We start from the raw sequence: 16,675 nt of genomic DNA, 5'->3' as shown, positions 1-16,675 counted from the left end.
CGGACCGGGGCACAAGGACGGCGCCATGACCCCCGCCCTCGCTTCCGCCCTGATGCCGCTGATGCGCGGCCTCGACGCCGAGACCGCGCACGGCGTCGCGCTGAAGGCGCTCGCCGCCGGCCTCGCCGGCCGCGACACCGGCACGGACGACCCCGTGCTGGCCACCGAGGCCTTCGGCCTGCGCTTCCGCAACCCGATCGGCCTCGCCGCCGGCTTCGACAAGGATGCGGTGGCGGTGCTGCCGCTGATGCGCCTCGGCTTCGGCTTCGTCGAGGCCGGCACCGTCACGCCACGCCCGCAACCGGGCAATCCGCGCCCGCGGCTGTTCCGCCTGGCGGAAGACTCAGCGGTGATCAACCGCATGGGCTTCAACAATGGCGGCCTCGACGGCTACCTCGCGCGCCTGCGCGACCTGCCGCGCCCGCTGCCCGCGATCTTCGGCGCCAATGTCGGCATCAACAAGGAAGGGGCGGACCCCGAGCGCGACTACCCCGCGCTCTACGCAGCCGTCGCACCCTTCGCCGACTACGTGACGATGAACGTGTCGTCGCCGAACACGCCGGGCCTGCGCGACCTGCAGGGGGAGGAGCGGCTCGCTTCGATCCTGGATGCCATCGCCGCGAGGCGCGCGAGCCTCGACCGCACGCCGCCGCTGCTGGTGAAGATCGCACCCGACCTCGCCGACGATGCGCTCGGGCCGATCGTGAATGCCTGCCTCACGCGCGGCGTCGCGGGGCTGATCGTCTCCAACACCACCATCGCGCGGCCGCCGCTCGCGTCGGCGCATGCGAAGGAAGCGGGCGGGCTGTCCGGCGCCCCGCTCTTCGCGCCGTCGACCGAGGTGCTGCGCAAGGTCTTCCGCATCGCACGCGGCCGCCTGACGCTCATCGGCGTCGGCGGCATCGCGACGCCGGAGCAGGCCTATGCGAAGATCCGGGCCGGCGCCTCGCTCATCCAGATGTACACGGGCTTCGCCTATGCCGGTCCCGTGCTGCCGCGGCGGCTCGCCGACGGCCTCGCCGCGCTGCTCAGGCGCGATGGCTTCACTTCGGTCGCCGACGCCGTCGGCAAGGATGCGTGATGGAAATCCTCGACGGCATCGCCGCCATCGCCGATCGCTACGACGGCTTCGTCCTCGACCTCTGGGGTGTCGTGCATGACGGGCGCAAGCCATATCCGGGCGTGCCCGAGGCGCTCGCGGAGCTGAAGGCGCGCGGCAGGGGCGTCGTATTCCTCACCAACGCGCCGCGCCGCGCCTGGATGGTGCAGAAGCTGCTCGACCGCATGGAACTCGACCGCGCGCTCTATGACGGCATCATCTCCTCGGGCGAGATCTCCTGGCGCCACCTCAAGCGCCGCACCGACCCGTGGTTCGCGAAGCTCGGCACGCGCTGCATCCATGTCGGGCCCGAGCGCGACCTCTCGGTCGTCGAGGACGGCGTTGCCGAGATCGTCACCGACCCGCGCGAGGCGACCTTCCTGCTCAACACCGGCCCTGACGACGAGCGCGGCCCGCAGAGCCCCGATCCCTATGTCTCCGTCCTCGAGGCCTGCGCCGCGCAGCACCTGCCCATGGTCTGCGTGAACCCGGACCGCGCGGTGATGGTCGCCGGCCAGAAGCTCATCTGCGCCGGCGCGCTCGCCGACATCTATCTCGGCCTCGGCGGCGCGGTGCGCGAGATCGGCAAGCCCGACCCCGAGGTCTACGACCCGGTGCTGGAACTGCTCGGCCATCCGCAGCGGCACCGCGTGCTCGCCATCGGCGACACGCCGCACACCGACCTCGCCGGCGCGCAGGCGGCAGGGCTCGATGCGCTCTGGGCGCTGACCGGCCTCGCGGCGCATGCGCATGGCGACAATCCCGATCCCGAACATCTTGCCGCCGTCGCGCATGAGGAGGGCGTGCGCCCGATCGCGGCCGTGCGCTCCCTGCGCTGGTGACCGCCCGGGCGCTCTCCCGGCTGCGCGCGATCTGCCTCGCCTTGCCCGAGGCGGTTGAGCAGGAGACGTGGGAGGCGCCGACCTGGCGCATCCGCGGCCGCATCTTCTGCATGTGGCGCACGACGGAGGATGGCGCGCCGGCGCTGTGGTGCAAGGCGCCGCGCGGCGCGCAGGAGGTGCTGGTGGAGGCCGCGCCGCATCGCTTCTTTCGCCCGCCCTATGTCGGACCCAAGGGCTGGATCGGTCTGCGGCTCGATGGGCGCGTCGATTGGGAGGAAGTCGGCGCCATCGTCCGCCGGTCCTGGCGTATGACGGCCCCGAAGCGCGTGGCAGCCACGCTGCCCGACTGACCTGGCCCTGCCGCCGCCGGCCTCGTCGATGAAGCGAGGCCGAAGCGCCGTCTAGACGATGTCGGCGAAGGACGGGCCGGCATCCGACCGCAACTCCTCCGCGATCGCGCCGAGCGCGCCCCTCAAGGCGGTGCGGTCGGCGGCCGCACCGAGGGAAACCCGCACCGCGGCGACCGGGGCTCCGACCGCGAAGGCGTCGCTCGGGACCACCGCGAGGCCCCGCCGCCGCAACTGCGCGGCGAAATCGAGCCGATCCCAGCCGGCCGGCAGGTCCAGCCACAGATGGATGCCCTCCGGATGCGCGGCGAAGCGCGCGCCGGCCAGCACCTCCTGCGCAATGCGCTGGCGTGCCGCGCATTCGTGCCGGATCGCGCCCAGCACCGCGGCGGCCGTCCCGTCTCCGACCCAGCGTGTGAACAGACCGGCGAGCAGCGGCGAGGCCATCAGTACCGTCGCCCGCAATGCCGTGGCCATCCGCGCCGCCCATCGCGCATCCGGCACCACCATCCAGGCGACGCGCAGGGCCGGCGAGATCACCTTCGACACGGTCGCCACGTGGAAGCAGCATTCGGGGGCGAGGCTCGCGATCGCCGGCAGCGGCGCCGCGGGCAGCAACCCATAGGCATCGTCCTCGATCACCTGCAGCCCAAGGGTCCGCGCCAGCGCCGCGATGGCCTCCCGCCGCGTGAGAGGCATCGTCGCCGCGGTCGGGTTGTGCATCGTCGGCACGCAATACAGCGCCTTCGGCCGAGGCTCCGCCTGGCAAGCCGCCGCGATCGCGTCGGGCAGCATCCCGTCGGCGTCCGCGGCGACGCCCCGCAATCGCAGGCCGAGCTGCGCGGCGGCGCCGCGCAGACCCGGATAGGTCATCGCATCCGTCAGCACGACCTCGCCCGGCGCAAGCAGGGCCCCGAGCACCACCATCAGGGCCGGCTGTGCGCCCGGCGAGAGCAGCACGCGCTCCACCGGCACCTCGCCGAGCACCGGGCTCAGCCACGCCGCGCCCGCCGCGCGTTCGGCGCCGCTCCCGGCGCCGCTGCGGTAGGTCAGCACCTCGGCCGCGCCCGGCGCCCCGAGCATCGCCGCCATTCCGTCCCGCAGAAGATCGGGCAGGGCAGGGGAGGCGGGCAGCGGCGGGAGGTTCATCGACAGGTCGACGGCGCTGCCGGGCCCGCCGACGGCCGGCGCGGCCCGGATGAAGCTTCCGCGCCCGACGGTGGCCTGCAGCAAGCCCATCCTGCGGGCTTCGGCATAGGCGCGGGTCACCGTGGTCAGATCGATGCCGAGCGCATCGGCCAGCGCGCGATGCGTCGGCAGGCGGTCGCCGTCGCGCAATTCCCCGGCGGCGACCGCTGCGCCGATCGTCTCGGCGATGGCGCGGTAGATCGGTCCTTCGTGACGCGCGACGCGGGCGATCCAGCCTTGCGTCGCGTCAAGCCGCTCCATCTTGCAATCGCTCCATGCAATCCGTATAAATGATCCGATACCGGGCAAATTGTATGTATCAATATCCAGATTGTTTGGCAACGGCGCCGTGCCCGGCGCGCCCAGCGGAGGGCCGCATGGCCGGATCATCCAGGATTGCCGAAGGCGTTCGCCGTGGCCTGCGGCTTCGCTGCCCGCAATGCGGGGAAGGCCCCTTGTTCGCCGGATATCTCAAGGTCGCGCCCTGCTGCGCATCCTGTGGTGCCGACAACCGCATCTATCCGGCGGATGACGCGCCGCCCTACCTGACGCTGTTCCTGGTCGGGCACCTGCTGCTGCCCTTCATGTTCTGGTCCGACCGCGCCTGGGCGCCCGCGCTCTGGGTGCAGTTCGCGATCTGGCTGCCGCTGATCGCGGTTGTCAGCATCGCGACCTTGCCGTTCATGAAGGGGGCCGTCATCGGCTTTGCCTGGGGCGCCGGCGTGACGCGCGAGAGCGCCCGCCAGTAGTGGCGGCCGGACGCGCGGCGCGAGCGGAGAGGCCTGGTTTCCCGGCCCCTCGCGCCCGGGCCGGTCAGTCGACGATGAAGAGCTTCGCGCCCTTGGGCGTGCGCGACCGGTGCGGCTCGGCGCCGTCGGCCACCTGGTAGGACATGCCGGGCTTCAGCGTGAAGACGCGTCCGTCCGCCAGCGTGGTCTCGAGCTCGCCTTCCAGCACCAGCAGCACATGGCCCTTCTGGCACCAGTGATCCGAGACATAGCCCGCCGAATACTCGACCATCCGCACGCGGATCTGGTTGCCTTCCGGCCCGACATGGCGGGTGCGCCAAAGCGCTTCGCCGGCCTCGCCGGCATGGCGGGTGGGCGCCACCTGCGACCAGTCGGTGGTGTCGAACGGAATGGCGGACATCTGCATCGTCGAATCCTTCAGGCGTGGCCGGCGGCGCCGGACAACAGGGCTGGGTCGACCCGCAGCTTCGCCAGCGCTGCTTCCCAGGTGCCGGTCGTGTCATTGCGGAACACGATGCCGCCATCCGCCGGCACGCTGAGCCAGGCGTTGCGCTGGATCTCGTCTTCGAGTTGTCCCGGCGCCCAGCCCGCGTAGCCGAGGGCGAGCACGCAATCCTTCGGCCCGCCGCCGCCGGCGATCGCCTTCAGGATGTCGACGCTCGCGGTCAGGGCGAGGCCCGGCATCACGTTCAGGCTGCCGTCGGCGGTCCAGTCGTCGCTGTGGAGAACGAAGCCGCGGCCGCCTTCGACGGGGCCGCCGGACAGCATGCGGATCCGCCGTTGCGGCGGCACCGGTTCCACCTTCAACTGGCGCAGCAGGTCGTCGAACTCCATCCCGCCGAGCGGGCGGTTCACGATCAATCCCATCGCGCCATCCGAGGAATGCGCGCACAGGCAGACCACGGTGTGGTCGAAGCGCGGATCCTGCATCCCGGGCATGGCGATCAACAGGTGCCCGGACAGGTAGCCGTCGGCGGCATCGGGCGTGGAGGGGGTGGACGTGGCCATGTCCATCTAGGTGGCGCAGCCCGCGTCCCGCCGCAAGGCGCGCCACCCCCGATGACAGTCCCTCCGCCCCGCGCTATGACGCCGGAGCAACGAGGAGGACGACATGCCGATCAGTGTTGGCGACGCCATTCCGGCCGTGAAGGTGATGCAGGCCACGGCCGAAGGGCCCAAGGAGGTCGACACCGGCGAATTCTTCAAGGGCCGCACCGTCGCGCTGTTCGGCGTGCCGGGCGCCTTCACCCCGACCTGCTCGGCCAAGCACCTGCCGTCCTTCATCGACAACGCCGCGGCGCTGAAGGCGAAGGGCGTCGACGCCATCGCCTGCATGTCGGTGAACGACGCCTTCGTGATGGGCGCCTGGGCGAAGGACCAGGGCATCACCGACCAGGTGGCGATGCTGGCCGACGGCTCGGCCGTCTTCACGAAGGCGATGGGCCTCGAATTCGACCTGACGGCGCGCGGCCTCGGCGTCCGCTGCCAGCGCTTCGCGCTGGTCGCGAAGGACGGCCAGGTGACCCATATCGCCATCGAGGCGCCTGGCGCCTTTGAGGTGTCCAGCGGTCAGGCGGTCCTCGCCGCGCTCTGAGGCCATCCGGCGCCCGTCATCCGGGCGCAGCGAAGGAGGCCGGCACCCGCCCTGCGCGGGTCGCCGGCCTTTTTCACGCCGGTCTGCCGGCTTCGTGACCTCCGCAGAGGGTTGATCTGGATCAAAGTCTGACATAGATTTCAGAAAATTCTGAAATCACGGTCAGCCATGAACCTCCCGCCTCTGATCCAGTCCTTCGTGCTCCACTTCGGGGAAATGGGGTCTCGCTGGGGCATCAACCGCACCGTCGGGCAGATCTACGCGCTGCTCTACGTCTCGCCCCGCCCGCTCTGCGCCGACGACATCGTGGAGGCGCTGGGCGTCTCGCGGTCCAACGTCTCCATGGGGCTGCGCGAGCTGCAGACGTGGAACCTCGTGCTGCTGAAGCACATCCCGAACGACCGGCGCGACCATTTCACCACGCCCGACGACGTCTGGCAGATCCTGCGCGTGCTGGCCGAGGAGCGGAAGAAGCGCGAGGTCGATCCGACGCTGTCCGTCCTGCGCGAACTGCTGATGCAGACCCCGGGCAGCGAGGAGGAGAAGCACGCCCAGGCCCGCTTGGCCGAGATGCACGGCCTGATCGAGCGCCTGACCACCTGGTACGAAGACGTGAAACGGCTCGAGACCGAACGCCTCGCCGCGCTCCTCGCCCTTGGCGCTAAGGTGACCCGTCTGCTCGAGGCCAAGGACAAGGTCGTCGGCCTCGTGCGCGGCAGGAAGGAGGCCTGACCCATGGACGCGCTCATCCTCGCCCGCATCCAGTTCGCGGCCAACATCTCCTTCCACATCCTGTTCCCCACCATCACCATCGCGCTCGGCTGGGTCCTGCTGTTCTTCAAGCTGCGCTTCAACGCGACGGCCGACGACAAGTGGATGGACGCCTATCGCTTCTGGGTGAAGGTCTTCGCCCTGTCCTTCGCGATGGGCGTCGTCTCCGGCATCACCATGTCCTTCCAGTTCGGCACCAACTGGCCAGGCTACATGGAGCGCGTCGGCAACATCGCCGGGCCGCTGCTGGCCTATGAGGTGCTGACCGCCTTCTTCCTCGAGGCGACCTTCCTCTCGATCATGCTGTTCGGCTTCCGCCGCGTGCCCGGCTGGGTCCACACCGGCGCGACCGTGCTCGTCGCCTTCGGCACGACGATGAGTGCCTTCTGGATCCTCGCGCTGAATTCCTGGATGCAGACGCCCCAGGGTTTCGAGATGCGCGACGGCATCGCCCATGCCACCGATTGGTGGGCGATCGTCTTCAATCCGTCCTTTCCCTATCGCCTGGCGCACATGCTGACCGCCTCGGCGCTGACGGTCGCGTTTCTTCTGGCGGGCCTGTCCGCCTGGCGCTGGCTGCGAGGGGACCGCGCGCCCGCGGTCGCCGCGACGCTGCGCACCGGCGTGGTGATGGCCGCCGTCCTCGCGCCGGCGCAGCTGTTCATCGGCGACCAGCACGGACTCAACACGCTCGAGCACCAGCCGGCCAAGGTCGCGGCCATCGAGGCCAACTGGCAGACGCGGGGCGGCGTCCCCCTGGTGCTCTTCGCCCTGCCGGACGAGGCGGCCCGCGAGAACCGCTTCGAGGTCGCGATCCCCTACGGTGCCAGCCTGATCCTGCGCCATTCGCCGGATGGCGTGGTCCCGGGCCTCGACGACTTCGTCGGCCGGCATCCGCCGGTGGCGCCCGTCTTCTTCGCCTTCCGCACCATGGTCGGCATCGGCGTGCTGATGATCGGCCTCGGCCTGCTGTCGGCCGTGCTGCTCTGGCGCCGGGGCGCGCTGCCGCGGCTCGTCCTGTGGGGGCTGGTCGGCATGACCTTCTCCGGCTGGGTCGCCACGCTTGCGGGCTGGTACGTGACCGAGATCGGCCGTCAGCCCTGGCTGGTGACCGGCGTGCTGACGACGGCCCAGGCCGCCGGACCCGTGCCGGCCGGCAATATCGGGGCGACGCTCGTCATGTACCTCACGATCTATGCGCTTCTCCTGACGGCCTATGTCGTCACGGTCTTCCGCCTGGCGTCGCGGGGGCGGATCGTGGAAGCGGTACCCGGCACCGCCATGCCGGTCTCGAAGGTGGCCACGCCATGACCCCGTTCATTCCCGCCGAATGGCTGCCTGTCGTCTTCGCGGCGCTGATGGCGCTCAGCATCCTGCTCTACGTGGTGCTGGACGGGTTCGACCTCGGCGTCGGCCTGTTGCTGCCGCGCGCGGACGGGGAAGCCGAGCGCGATCGCATGATCGCCGCGATCGGGCCCTTCTGGGACGCGAACGAGACCTGGCTTGTCCTGGGGATCGGGCTGCTCCTGGTCGCCTTCCCCATGGCGCATGGGCTGATCCTGACGCAGCTGTACCTGGCGGTGGCGCTGATGCTCGCCGGGCTGATCCTGCGTGGCGTGGCCTTCGAGTTCCGCGCCAAGGCCGGCGACCTGAAGGAAAAGCGCCGCTGGGACCACGCCTTCGTCGCCGGCTCGCTGCTCGCCGCGCTGTCGCAGGGCTGGATGCTCGGCCGCTACATCCTGGGCTTCGCGGAAGGACCGGCCGCGCTCGCCTTCGCCGCCATGGCCGCGGGCGGTCTCGCCATCGCCTATGCGTTCATCGGCGCGGCCTGGCTGGTCTGGCGCACGGAAGGCGACCTGCAGCGCCGCGCGATCGGCTGGGCACGGCAGGCGATCTGGCCGATGGGGCTCGGCATCCTGCTCGTCTCGGCGGTGACGCCGCTCGTCAGCACGCGCATCTTCGAACGCTGGTTCGCCCTGCCGGACATGCTGCTGCTCGCGCCGCTGCCGGTCGCCACGGCGGCATTGCTCCTCGGCATCGCGAGCCTGCTGAAGCACATGCCGCTGCCGGACGACGCACTGCGGCGCCTGCCTTTCTGGGGCGCGGTCGCGCTCTTCGCGCTGTTCTTCGCCGGCCTCGCCTGGTCCTTCTTCCCCTTCGTGGTGCCGGACCGGCTGACCATCTGGCAGGCGGCGAGCGCGCCGGAGAGCCTGTCGATCATCCTCGCCGGGGCGCTGTTCGTGTTGCCCGTGATCCTCGCCTACACGGTGCTCGCGTGGCGCGTCTTCGGCGGCAAGGCGCGCGACCTGACCTACTACTAGCTAGGCCGGGGCATAGCGGCGCTGGCGGCTGAGCAGGAGGCCGACCAGCGCGAGCTGCACCAGGTTGGCCGCGATGCCGACCCACCACGCGGCCGCGTAATAGCCGACGCGGTCGTAGATGGTCCCGGCGAGCCAGGCGCCGGCCCCCATGCCCGAGGCGCTGACGAAGAGCAGCGCCGGCACCCGCCACGCGGCCTCCGCGGCGGGGAAGTACTGCCGCACCGCCAGGACGTAGGCGGGGATGATGCCGCCGAAGCCGAGTCCGTAGGCCGCGGCGACGAAGAACAGCCCGGCCTCGTCCTGCGTCGCGAGGAAGCCGAGCATCCCCACGACCTGCGCCGCCGACCCCGCCATCACCGTCCACAGCCCGCCGATCCGGTCCGACAGCCAGCCCCAGAACTGCCGCGACAGGAAGGCCGCGAGCAGCAGCACCGACAGCATCGCCGCCCCACGCGATGCCGCGATGCCGAGATCCCCGCAGAAGGCCACGAGATGCGCCGCGGGCATCGCCATCGGGATGCAGCACAGGAAGGAACAGGCCGAGAGCAGGGCGAGCGCCGCATTCGGCCGCATGCCGAGCACGCGTCGCTCGCTGCCCGCCAGGCGCAGCGACGGCCCGCCCGTGGGCACCGGCGCCGGCGCGATGACGGTCGCGCCGAGCGCGACGATCACCGCCGCCGCGATGGTGCCGTAGGTCCGCATCGTCGCCTGCCAGCCGAAGGCGGCGATGGTGCGCTCGAAGACCGACGGCCAGAGGAAGCCCGCGACATATTGCCCCGAGGAGACGAGCGCGAGCGCGGTGCCGCGCCGGCGGTCGAACCACAGGGAGACATAGGCGACCATCGGCGCGAACAGCGCCCCGTTGCCGAACAGCCCGACGCCAAGCCCGATCCCCGCGAGCAGCGACCAGCCTTCGCCCAGCGAGGCGAGCCACAGCCCCGCCAGCACCGAAGCCCCGCCCATCATCGCGACCAGCCGCTGCCCGATGCGCGCGGCGAGCAGCCCGCAGATCACCCCGCCGACGCCGGAGCCGAGATAGGCGAGCGACGTCGCCATCGCCGGCAGCGACCGTCCGCCGCCGAGGGTCTCGGCGATCGGGACGAGTCCGATGACGACCGTCAGCGGCCCGCCCTGCGCGAGGGCGAGCATGGTCACGGCAGCGATGGCGACGATCCAGGATTGGCGCGTCTCGATACTGGCGCCCGGCATGCGTTTCCTTCCCCTGGCGGGGAAGTCTCCGCGAGCCGGTCGCGCCCGTCCAGGGCGGGCGGGATCAGAAGGTGAAGTTCACCGCGAGGAAGGCGCCGCCCATCGACAGCTTGTTCACCAAGTCGCTGCCGCCCTGGTCGAAGGACAGGTAGCGGTAGCCCGCGATCACGCCCGCCCAGCCGGTCTGGTAGCCGACGCCGGTGAAGCCCTGCCAGGTGAGGTTCGAATCGCCCGCGCCGACATCGAGGTAGTAGGGCACGAAGAAGCCGCTGTTCCCGAGCGTGATGCGCCCGCGCACGCCGATGATGCCGTTCCAGATCGCCTCGTTGCCCGATAGCCGGCCGGCGCGCCCGAGGACGATGCCGCCGCCGCGGCGATCGGTGATGTCCGCGCTGAGCGTGTAGTTCGTCTCGGCGTTGAGCGAGAGGAGCCGGAATCCGCCGAACAGGTCGACATTCCCCCAGTCGCCGCGCGCCACCGTGTACCCGGCGCCGAGCGTCCAGATCGTCGCGTTCATCGAGGTGTCGGAACTGCCCGTCACCGTCGTGCCGATCGGATTGGCCGGCAGGGCCGCCTGGTTGATGGAATCGATGCGGCTCGAACCGGCGCCGAGGTCGACGTACATGAGGTCCGTGATGACCGAGAAGCGGTCGTAGCGCGCCTCGCCCGCAATCATGGCGGCGAAGTTGAGGTCGCTCAGGTAGTCGTTGGAATCCGCCCGCACGGTGGCATTGCCGCCGAGGCCGGTGGGCAGCTGGTAGTTGAAGGTGCCGTTGAAGGTCGGCAGCCAGGCATAGAGCGCGACCTGGAAGGCCCAGCCGCTGCGCTGGTCGGCCCCCTGGGCATGGGCCGGCATGGCGCCGGCAACGGCAAGAAGCCCGGCGGCCGCGGTGGCCATGAGCATCCGTCGGAAATCCATGCGCGTCTCCCCAAAGGACGATCGGCTCGCCGCCGCGAGCACCTTGCGATCCTTACGCCGCCGGACGGGCCTCGCCAACGCCGTTCGCGGACGGCGCGGCGCAAACCCTTATCCGGAATTGGCAGGATCGGGGGGCGGGATCAGCCGCGCTCGATCGGCAGCGCCTCGTCCTTCGCCCATTCGGTCATCGAGGCGTCGTAGACCGCGAGGTCGCGGTAGCCGAGCTGGTGCAGGAGAAACGCATCGAGCGTCGCCGCGATGCCGCCGCCGCAATAGAGCAGGATGCGCTTGCCAGGGTCCGCACCGACGGCGGCGAAGCGGGCCGCCACCTCCTCCGGCCCGCGGAAGGTCATGGACGCCGGATCGACCAGCGACGCGACGGGGACGTTGACGCTGCCAGGAATGCGGCCCGGCCTGCCGTAGCGCGGATTCTCCCCGCTATGCAGATCCGGCGCGAGGGCGTTGATCGTGCAGGTCGCGCTGTCGCCGATGGCGGCCCGGACATCGGCCTTCCCGACGAACAGGCCAGGGCGCGGGCGGGCGGCCAGTTGCGCTGGTGCGTAGCGCGTTTCGCCGGCCTCGGTCGGGCGGCCTTCCGCCGCCCACTTGTCGAAGCCTCCGTCGAGGATCGCGGCGTCGTCGAAGCCGATGGCCCGCAGCATCCACCAGACCCGCGTCGCCCACTGCATGTTCTTGCGCGCATACAGCACGACGCGCGTGCCCGTGCCGATGCCCTTCGCCGCCACCCGGGCCGCGAGATCGTCGGCCGCCGGCATGGTGAAGTTGAAGGGACTCGCGCTGTCGGAGAGTTCCCCCTGCAGGTCGAGGAAGGCGGAGCCGGGAATATGCGCCGCTTCGTAGTCCGGTCGTCCGCTGCCGACGGTGTACGGCCTGCCGGTCCCGGTTTCGTAGAGCAGGTAGGTCGTGCAGTCGAAGACCCGCAGCGCGGGGTCGCCCAGATTCTGCGCGAGCCACTCCGTCGAGACGATGGCTTCGGGATGCACGTAGCGCGCTTCGCTGGTCACCGGCGTTCCTCCATGGATGTTGCGCCTGGCCGCGGCCAAGCGGTCCCGCGGAAGGATCGTAGGGCGATCGCCGCCGGAAGTCCCGGTCACGCGGTCAGGAGAGTTCCCGGCGACCGGCCCCCGTGTCGATCCGTGCGCGATAGCGCAGAACGTTGCCCGGGATCACGGTCGGCGGGCGGTCGACGGCCAGGTCCCGCAGGAGCGATGCGATCCCCTCGGCGTCGGGGTGCTCCAGCGAGAAGCCTACCAGGCGTGCGCCGAGATCGGCCATGGACGCCATCGAGCGGGCCTTGCCCCGCCGGTCGATGATCAATGGGGCGGCGCCGTCCAGGGGCAGGGACCCGTCGTCGGGAATCGCGAAATCGAAGGCCGGGTTCGCCATCGGCAGCGCGACCGCCCGCCCGAAGATCCGGCCGTGAGCGGCGAGAAGGCCCGCGATGTCGTCCGTCCGTGCCACCCATCCGCGCAGGCGTCGTCCGGCATCCCAGTCGCGCCGGACCCGGGCCTGGTCGTCGAGACCGAACCAGCGACGCCGCGCCGGCGCCGCGCCGTCGGGGTCGAGCGCGACGATCTCGAGATACGTCGAGCCCCCGAGCTGCAGGAGATGGTTCCAGCTGCCCATGTCGTCGTGCCGCTGGCCGAAGGGGACGTCGAGGTCGAGGCAGGCACGCACATGGGCCACACCTTCCGCCAGGGTGGGGGCGATGACGGTCAGGTGGTCGAGCTTGAGCATCAGCGACAGATGCGAGGCGGCGCGGGTGTTGTCCACTCCGGTCGCGGGCGAACCGGATGGCACGGGCCGGGGACGGATTTGCGGCGGAGCGTCAGGGCAGGTCGAAGCGCACCGCGATCGCCGCAGCGGCGATCACGGCCATGTCGTGATTGTCCTCGGCCGGCACATCCAGCCCGCCCTTCACGGTCCTGACGGTCACGACGCCGTAGGGGAGCGACCTGCGAACGGCTTCGACGTCGACCCGGTCGGGGCGTTGCGTTCCGATCGTGACCTCGACCTGCATGGTCTTGATGTCCAGGCCCAGGGTGCGGACGAACGACAGCGACGAGTGATGCAGCGCGTCCTGCACCGCGCGCAGCGCGGCCTTGGTGTAGTCGCCGCCGTGCAGATCGTTGCCGGTGCCCATTTCCAGGATGATGCGCTTCAGGGGCATGCCGTGGCGCTCCTCAGACATCCAGGCGCACGATGGCGCAGCAATTGGCGATGACGGTGGTGCTGGTCCCCTCGTCGTTCGGGATCTCGAGGCCCCCTTCGACGAGCGTGACGGTGCCGGTGCCGTGCGGGAGGATCGCGAGGACCGCGTCCTTGTCCACCGCGTCGGGCTTGGGGACGCCGATCAGGACCTCGACCTGCATCGCATCGACGGGTTGGCCGACGGCGGCGCCGATCGTGAGCGAGTTGTGCCACAGCGCGTCGCGCAGGGCCCGGACCGCGGCCTTGGTGTAGTCGGTTCCACGAATGTCGGTCCCCATGCCGAGTTCGAGAACCATGCGCTTGAGCGCCATGACCGGCTCCTCCCGCTGCAACCGCGGCGCTGCCGCGGATGCCCTGGTTCCGATTAGCAGCCTGGGCGGGAATGGCAACGGCGCTTGATGATGCGATCCACGGGGGGTGGCGGCCCGGCATGGGGATGTGAATCCGGGGGTCCCCAGACGCATCGATCCCCGTGTTGCCCATCGGGCTGGCCGCAGGCTCAGAAGAAGCGCCAGGTCAGGAAGGCGCCGAGATAGACCTCGTTCGGCGAACCCCCGGGTCCCGTCACGATCGGCGATCCGGCTGCGCTGCCGACCAGCCGCCCGTACTCCGCGAGGCCACGCAGCGCAAAGCCCCCGCCGAGCGGCAACTCGCTCTGCGCATAGATGCCGACCCGCTCGAAGCCCGCCGAGGCATCGTAGGCGGGCCGCGCCGAGGCGATCGCGCGCCGGGCGTCGATGCCGAAATAGGACTGGGCGAAAGCGCGGCTGACCAGGCGGACCTCGGGCCCTGCCTCCAACGACAGCGGACCGAGCTGGCCGTTCCAGAGCGCGCGGAATTCGAGCACCGCCCCGCCATGCGACCGCGCCGGATCCTGCGTCAGCGTGGCATCCAGCAGGAAGGGCCCGGTCTCGTAGGAGACGAAGCCGCCGAGTTCGACCGTGTCCGAGAAGCTGCGGAGCCCTGTCAGATGCGCCCGGTCGTCCGAGGTGCGCCGGCCGAAACGGTAGATCGCGGCGGCACCGAAGGAGAACCCGTCATCCTCCCAGGCGGTGATGCGCAGCCCGTCGAAGGTCTCGAACTCGATGCGGTCGCCGAGATGGCCGCTGAGGTACGGCAACGGCTCCACCCGATAGGTGTGGCTGCCGGGATAGGCCGGGAACAGCAGCGGACCGACGCCGAGATTGAGTTCCACGCGCGATGCCGGTCCATCGGCGTCGTCGGGCGTGACCTGCGCGCCGGCGCCGGATGCGAGCAGCAGCAAGGCGAAACCGGCAGCCCGGCACCGAAGGTCGCGGGTCATTGCCGCGCGGCCGGAAACGTCAGCACCGCCTGCAATCCGGGCTGCGCGTTGTCGAGCATGATCCGCCCTCCGTGCAGGCGCATCACCGCGGCCGCGAGGCTCAGACCGAGGCCGCTGCCATGCGAGGACCGGCTCCGGTCGAGCCGGTAGAACCGCTCGAAGACCCGACTGAGTTCCTCGCGGGGAATGCCCGGACCGTGGTCCCGCACGACCACCTCGACGACGCCATCGCGCCGATGCGCCGAGAGTTCGACGTGCGGGGACGGCCCGCCATGCCGCAGCGCGTTCTCGAAGAGGTTGACGACGCATTGTTCGACGAGCAGGCGGTCGCCGAACAGTTCGAGCCCGGGCGCGATGCGCGTCTCGAGCAGGCCGCCGGCATCGGCGAGGATCGGTTCGTATGTGTCGCACGTCTCGGCCAGGGCGGCGGACAGGTCGAACCGCTGGAAGGCCGCCATGCGCGCCCCGGCCTCGACCTGGCCGATGCGCAGCAGCGCGGCGAAGGTTTCGAGGATGGTGTCGGCCTCCAGCGCGATGCCCTCGAATTCCTTGCGGTCGAGCGTCTGGTCACGCGGCCGTTCCAGCGCCGCCTCGGTCCGCTGGCGCAGGCGCGTCAGGGGCGTGCGCAGGTCGTGGGCGATGTCGTCGCTGACGCGGCGCAGCCCCACCATGAGCGATTCCAGCCGTTCGAGCATGGCGTTGATGAGGCGGAGCAGCCGGTCGAGCTCGTCCCCCGAGCCGGAGAGCGGCAGACGGCCGCTGAGGTCGCCTTCCATCACCTGCACGACGGCGGTATTCACCGCCGCGAGGCGCCGGGCGATCCGGCGGCTGACGAACCATCCGGCCGCGAGCGAGAGTGCCGCGGCCAGCAGCCCGCCCAGCATGACGTCCCGCGACAACGCCGCCACGATGTTGCGGTCCTCCCGCACGTCGCGGGCGACGACCAGCCGCCGCCCGTCAGGAAGCCGCGCCGTCAGAATGCGGAAAGGGATGCGGCCATGCGCCCAGGGAGGGCGCGCGGCCGCCTCCGACCATCCGGGCGGGGGCGGCGAGCCGAAGTTCAGCCGCGGCCCGGCGATCAACGTACCGTCGCGCTCGCGCAGCTGGATCAGCAGGCGCGCCCGCTCCCCGGAATCCTCGAGAACGCGGGCCTGTTCGGCGACGCGCTCCACGCCGCCGGCGGCGAAGTTCGCCCGCTGCTCGATGACCTCCTGCTCGATCTCCTGGTCGGTGCGCGCTGCGACGAAGTCGCCAAGGCGCCACCACACCAGCGCCGAGAAGACAAGGGCGACGGACATGAAGACCGCGCTCGCGAGCAGCGCGACGCGGAAGACGAAGCCCGCCCGGTACCGCGACGGAGTCGACAGCGGGAACTCTGCCGTCTCCGCCGCGGGCGGGGGGGCGTCCGGTTCAGGCAAGCGGGGAAGCCGCTGCCTCGAGGAGGAAGCCGAGCCCGCGTACGTTGCGCAGATGCACCGCGATGCCCCCGGTCTCGAGCTTGCGGCGCAGGCGCGTGATGTGCGGGTCGACGACATTGGTGGTCGGGTCGAAGTGATAGTTCCAGACGCGCTGCAACAGCATGTCGCGCGTCACCACGCTGCCCGCGTGCCGCATCAGGACGTCGAGGATGCGGAACTCGGTGGGCCGCAGGGCGACGCGATGGGGCCCGCTGCGGACGCTCCGGTTCGCCGGGTCGAGCTCGAGCCCCGCGGCGCGGAAGGTCTGGTCGGGCACGCTGCGCTCGCCGCGGCGCACGATCGCTGAAAGGCGCGCGCGGAGCTCCCGGAAGGAGAAAGGCTTGGCCAGGTAGTCGTCCGCCCCGGCCTCGAGCCCCTCGATGCGGTGGTCGAGTTCACCGAGCGCGGTCAGCATCAGGATCGGCGTCGTCACGCCGGTCGAGCGCAGCGTCCGCACGATGCCGATGCCGTCCATCCCAGGGAGCATCCGGTCGGCGATGATGGCGTCGTAGGGTTCGCTCCCGGCCAGGAACAGCCCGTCGCGCCCGGTCTCGGCGTGGTCCACCGTGTGCCCGCTCTCAGCAAGGCCCGCAGCGATCCAGGCGGCGGTGGCGCGGTCGTCCTCGATCACCAGTATCTTCATC

The 16,675-nt window shown here is 70.8% G+C and carries 20 protein-coding genes; 8 read left to right on the top strand and 12 right to left on the bottom strand.

Annotation, left to right across the window (positions count from 1 at the left end; genetic code table 11):
• The first annotated feature begins 25 nt into the window (after nucleotides 1-25).
• From GWK16_RS03350 to GWK16_RS03340, 3 genes are read left to right on the top strand one after another with little or no spacing between them, the layout of a single operon-like run.
• The gene (locus GWK16_RS03350) at nucleotides 26-1,081 is read left to right on the top strand and encodes a quinone-dependent dihydroorotate dehydrogenase (RefSeq protein ID WP_170052525.1); all 1,056 of its coding nucleotides are present in this window, start codon (nucleotides 26-28) and stop codon (nucleotides 1,079-1,081) included.
• The gene (locus GWK16_RS03345) at nucleotides 1,081-1,941 is read left to right on the top strand and encodes a TIGR01459 family HAD-type hydrolase (RefSeq protein ID WP_170052524.1); all 861 of its coding nucleotides are present in this window, start codon (nucleotides 1,081-1,083) and stop codon (nucleotides 1,939-1,941) included. Before GWK16_RS03350 ends, GWK16_RS03345 begins: the two co-directional genes overlap by 1 nt.
• Complete coding sequence (locus tag GWK16_RS03340; protein ID WP_170052523.1) at nucleotides 1,938-2,291, top strand: MmcQ/YjbR family DNA-binding protein; 354 nt, start codon at nucleotides 1,938-1,940, stop codon at nucleotides 2,289-2,291. Before GWK16_RS03345 ends, GWK16_RS03340 begins: the two co-directional genes overlap by 4 nt.
• A gap of 51 nt (nucleotides 2,292-2,342) precedes the next feature.
• Here GWK16_RS03340 and GWK16_RS03335 read toward each other — a convergent pair whose 3' ends face one another.
• Entirely contained in the window at nucleotides 2,343-3,737 is a 1,395-nt protein-coding gene (locus GWK16_RS03335) for an aminotransferase-like domain-containing protein (RefSeq protein WP_170052522.1), read from the bottom strand.
• A 194-nt stretch (nucleotides 3,738-3,931) separates the two neighbouring features.
• Between GWK16_RS03335 and GWK16_RS03330 the strand changes: the two genes are divergently transcribed.
• Entirely contained in the window at nucleotides 3,932-4,225 is a 294-nt protein-coding gene (locus tag GWK16_RS03330; RefSeq protein WP_248291086.1) for a DUF983 domain-containing protein, read from the top strand.
• A 64-nt stretch (nucleotides 4,226-4,289) separates the two neighbouring features.
• Here the strand turns inward: GWK16_RS03330 and GWK16_RS03325 are convergent, their stop codons facing one another.
• Entirely contained in the window at nucleotides 4,290-4,625 is a 336-nt protein-coding gene (locus GWK16_RS03325) for a DHCW motif cupin fold protein (protein ID WP_456306745.1), read from the bottom strand.
• 17 nt (nucleotides 4,626-4,642) lie between these two features.
• Nucleotides 4,643-5,233 (bottom strand): YqgE/AlgH family protein, encoded by a 591-nt coding sequence (locus tag GWK16_RS03320; protein WP_170052519.1) that lies wholly within the window; start codon nucleotides 5,231-5,233, stop codon nucleotides 4,643-4,645.
• 103 nt (nucleotides 5,234-5,336) lie between these two features.
• Between GWK16_RS03320 and GWK16_RS03315 the strand changes: the two genes are divergently transcribed.
• The 4 genes from GWK16_RS03315 to GWK16_RS03300 all read left to right on the top strand — a co-directional run bounded on the left by GWK16_RS03315 (nucleotide 5,337) and on the right by GWK16_RS03300 (nucleotide 8,911).
• A complete protein-coding gene (locus tag GWK16_RS03315; protein ID WP_170052518.1) occupies nucleotides 5,337-5,819 on the top strand; it encodes a peroxiredoxin in 483 nt (160 codons plus the stop codon).
• A 168-nt stretch (nucleotides 5,820-5,987) separates the two neighbouring features.
• Nucleotides 5,988-6,551: a GbsR/MarR family transcriptional regulator gene (locus GWK16_RS03310; RefSeq protein ID WP_170052517.1), complete on the top strand. Its 564-nt coding sequence runs from the start codon at nucleotides 5,988-5,990 to the stop codon at nucleotides 6,549-6,551.
• Between the two features lie 3 nt (nucleotides 6,552-6,554).
• Complete coding sequence (locus GWK16_RS03305; RefSeq protein WP_170052516.1) at nucleotides 6,555-7,901, top strand: cytochrome ubiquinol oxidase subunit I; 1,347 nt, start codon at nucleotides 6,555-6,557, stop codon at nucleotides 7,899-7,901.
• The gene (locus tag GWK16_RS03300) at nucleotides 7,898-8,911 is read left to right on the top strand and encodes a cytochrome d ubiquinol oxidase subunit II (RefSeq protein WP_170052515.1); all 1,014 of its coding nucleotides are present in this window, start codon (nucleotides 7,898-7,900) and stop codon (nucleotides 8,909-8,911) included. Before GWK16_RS03305 ends, GWK16_RS03300 begins: the two co-directional genes overlap by 4 nt.
• On the opposite strand, the gene GWK16_RS03295 is transcribed toward GWK16_RS03300, so the two are convergent.
• The 9 genes from GWK16_RS03295 to GWK16_RS03255 all read right to left on the bottom strand — a co-directional run bounded on the left by GWK16_RS03295 (nucleotide 8,912) and on the right by GWK16_RS03255 (nucleotide 16,674).
• Nucleotides 8,912-10,120: an MFS transporter gene (locus tag GWK16_RS03295; RefSeq protein ID WP_170052514.1), complete on the bottom strand. Its 1,209-nt coding sequence runs from the start codon at nucleotides 10,118-10,120 to the stop codon at nucleotides 8,912-8,914.
• A gap of 64 nt (nucleotides 10,121-10,184) precedes the next feature.
• Complete coding sequence (locus tag GWK16_RS03290; protein ID WP_170052513.1) at nucleotides 10,185-11,039, bottom strand: hypothetical protein; 855 nt, start codon at nucleotides 11,037-11,039, stop codon at nucleotides 10,185-10,187.
• 140 nt (nucleotides 11,040-11,179) lie between these two features.
• A complete protein-coding gene (locus GWK16_RS03285; RefSeq protein ID WP_211187037.1) occupies nucleotides 11,180-12,064 on the bottom strand; it encodes a sulfurtransferase in 885 nt (294 codons plus the stop codon).
• A gap of 94 nt (nucleotides 12,065-12,158) precedes the next feature.
• Entirely contained in the window at nucleotides 12,159-12,833 is a 675-nt protein-coding gene (locus tag GWK16_RS03280; protein ID WP_338144387.1) for a VOC family protein, read from the bottom strand.
• A gap of 55 nt (nucleotides 12,834-12,888) precedes the next feature.
• Nucleotides 12,889-13,230, bottom strand: a complete 342-nt coding sequence (locus GWK16_RS03275) for a Lin0512 family protein (RefSeq protein WP_170052512.1) — start codon at nucleotides 13,228-13,230, stop codon at nucleotides 12,889-12,891.
• Between the two features lie 13 nt (nucleotides 13,231-13,243).
• Nucleotides 13,244-13,582: a Lin0512 family protein gene (locus GWK16_RS03270; RefSeq protein WP_170052511.1), complete on the bottom strand. Its 339-nt coding sequence runs from the start codon at nucleotides 13,580-13,582 to the stop codon at nucleotides 13,244-13,246.
• 188 nt (nucleotides 13,583-13,770) lie between these two features.
• Nucleotides 13,771-14,574, bottom strand: a complete 804-nt coding sequence (locus GWK16_RS03265) for a MipA/OmpV family protein (protein ID WP_170052510.1) — start codon at nucleotides 14,572-14,574, stop codon at nucleotides 13,771-13,773.
• On the bottom strand, nucleotides 14,571-15,992 hold the full coding sequence (locus GWK16_RS03260; RefSeq protein WP_170052509.1) for a sensor histidine kinase: 1,422 nt from the start codon (nucleotides 15,990-15,992) through the stop codon (nucleotides 14,571-14,573). The genes GWK16_RS03265 and GWK16_RS03260 overlap by 4 nt, the downstream gene beginning before the upstream one ends.
• Nucleotides 15,985-16,674, bottom strand: coding sequence for a response regulator transcription factor (locus tag GWK16_RS03255; RefSeq protein WP_170052508.1), 690 nt, complete (start codon nucleotides 16,672-16,674; stop codon nucleotides 15,985-15,987). Before GWK16_RS03255 ends, GWK16_RS03260 begins: the two co-directional genes overlap by 8 nt.
• Between the last annotated feature and the right edge of the window lies 1 nt (nucleotide 16,675).

It is taken from the genome of Neoroseomonas marina (assembly GCF_012927745.1).
GTDB classification, from domain to species: Bacteria; Pseudomonadota; Alphaproteobacteria; order Acetobacterales; family Acetobacteraceae; genus Neoroseomonas; species Neoroseomonas marina.
This window is presented reverse-complemented; position numbering and strand designations above follow the sequence as displayed.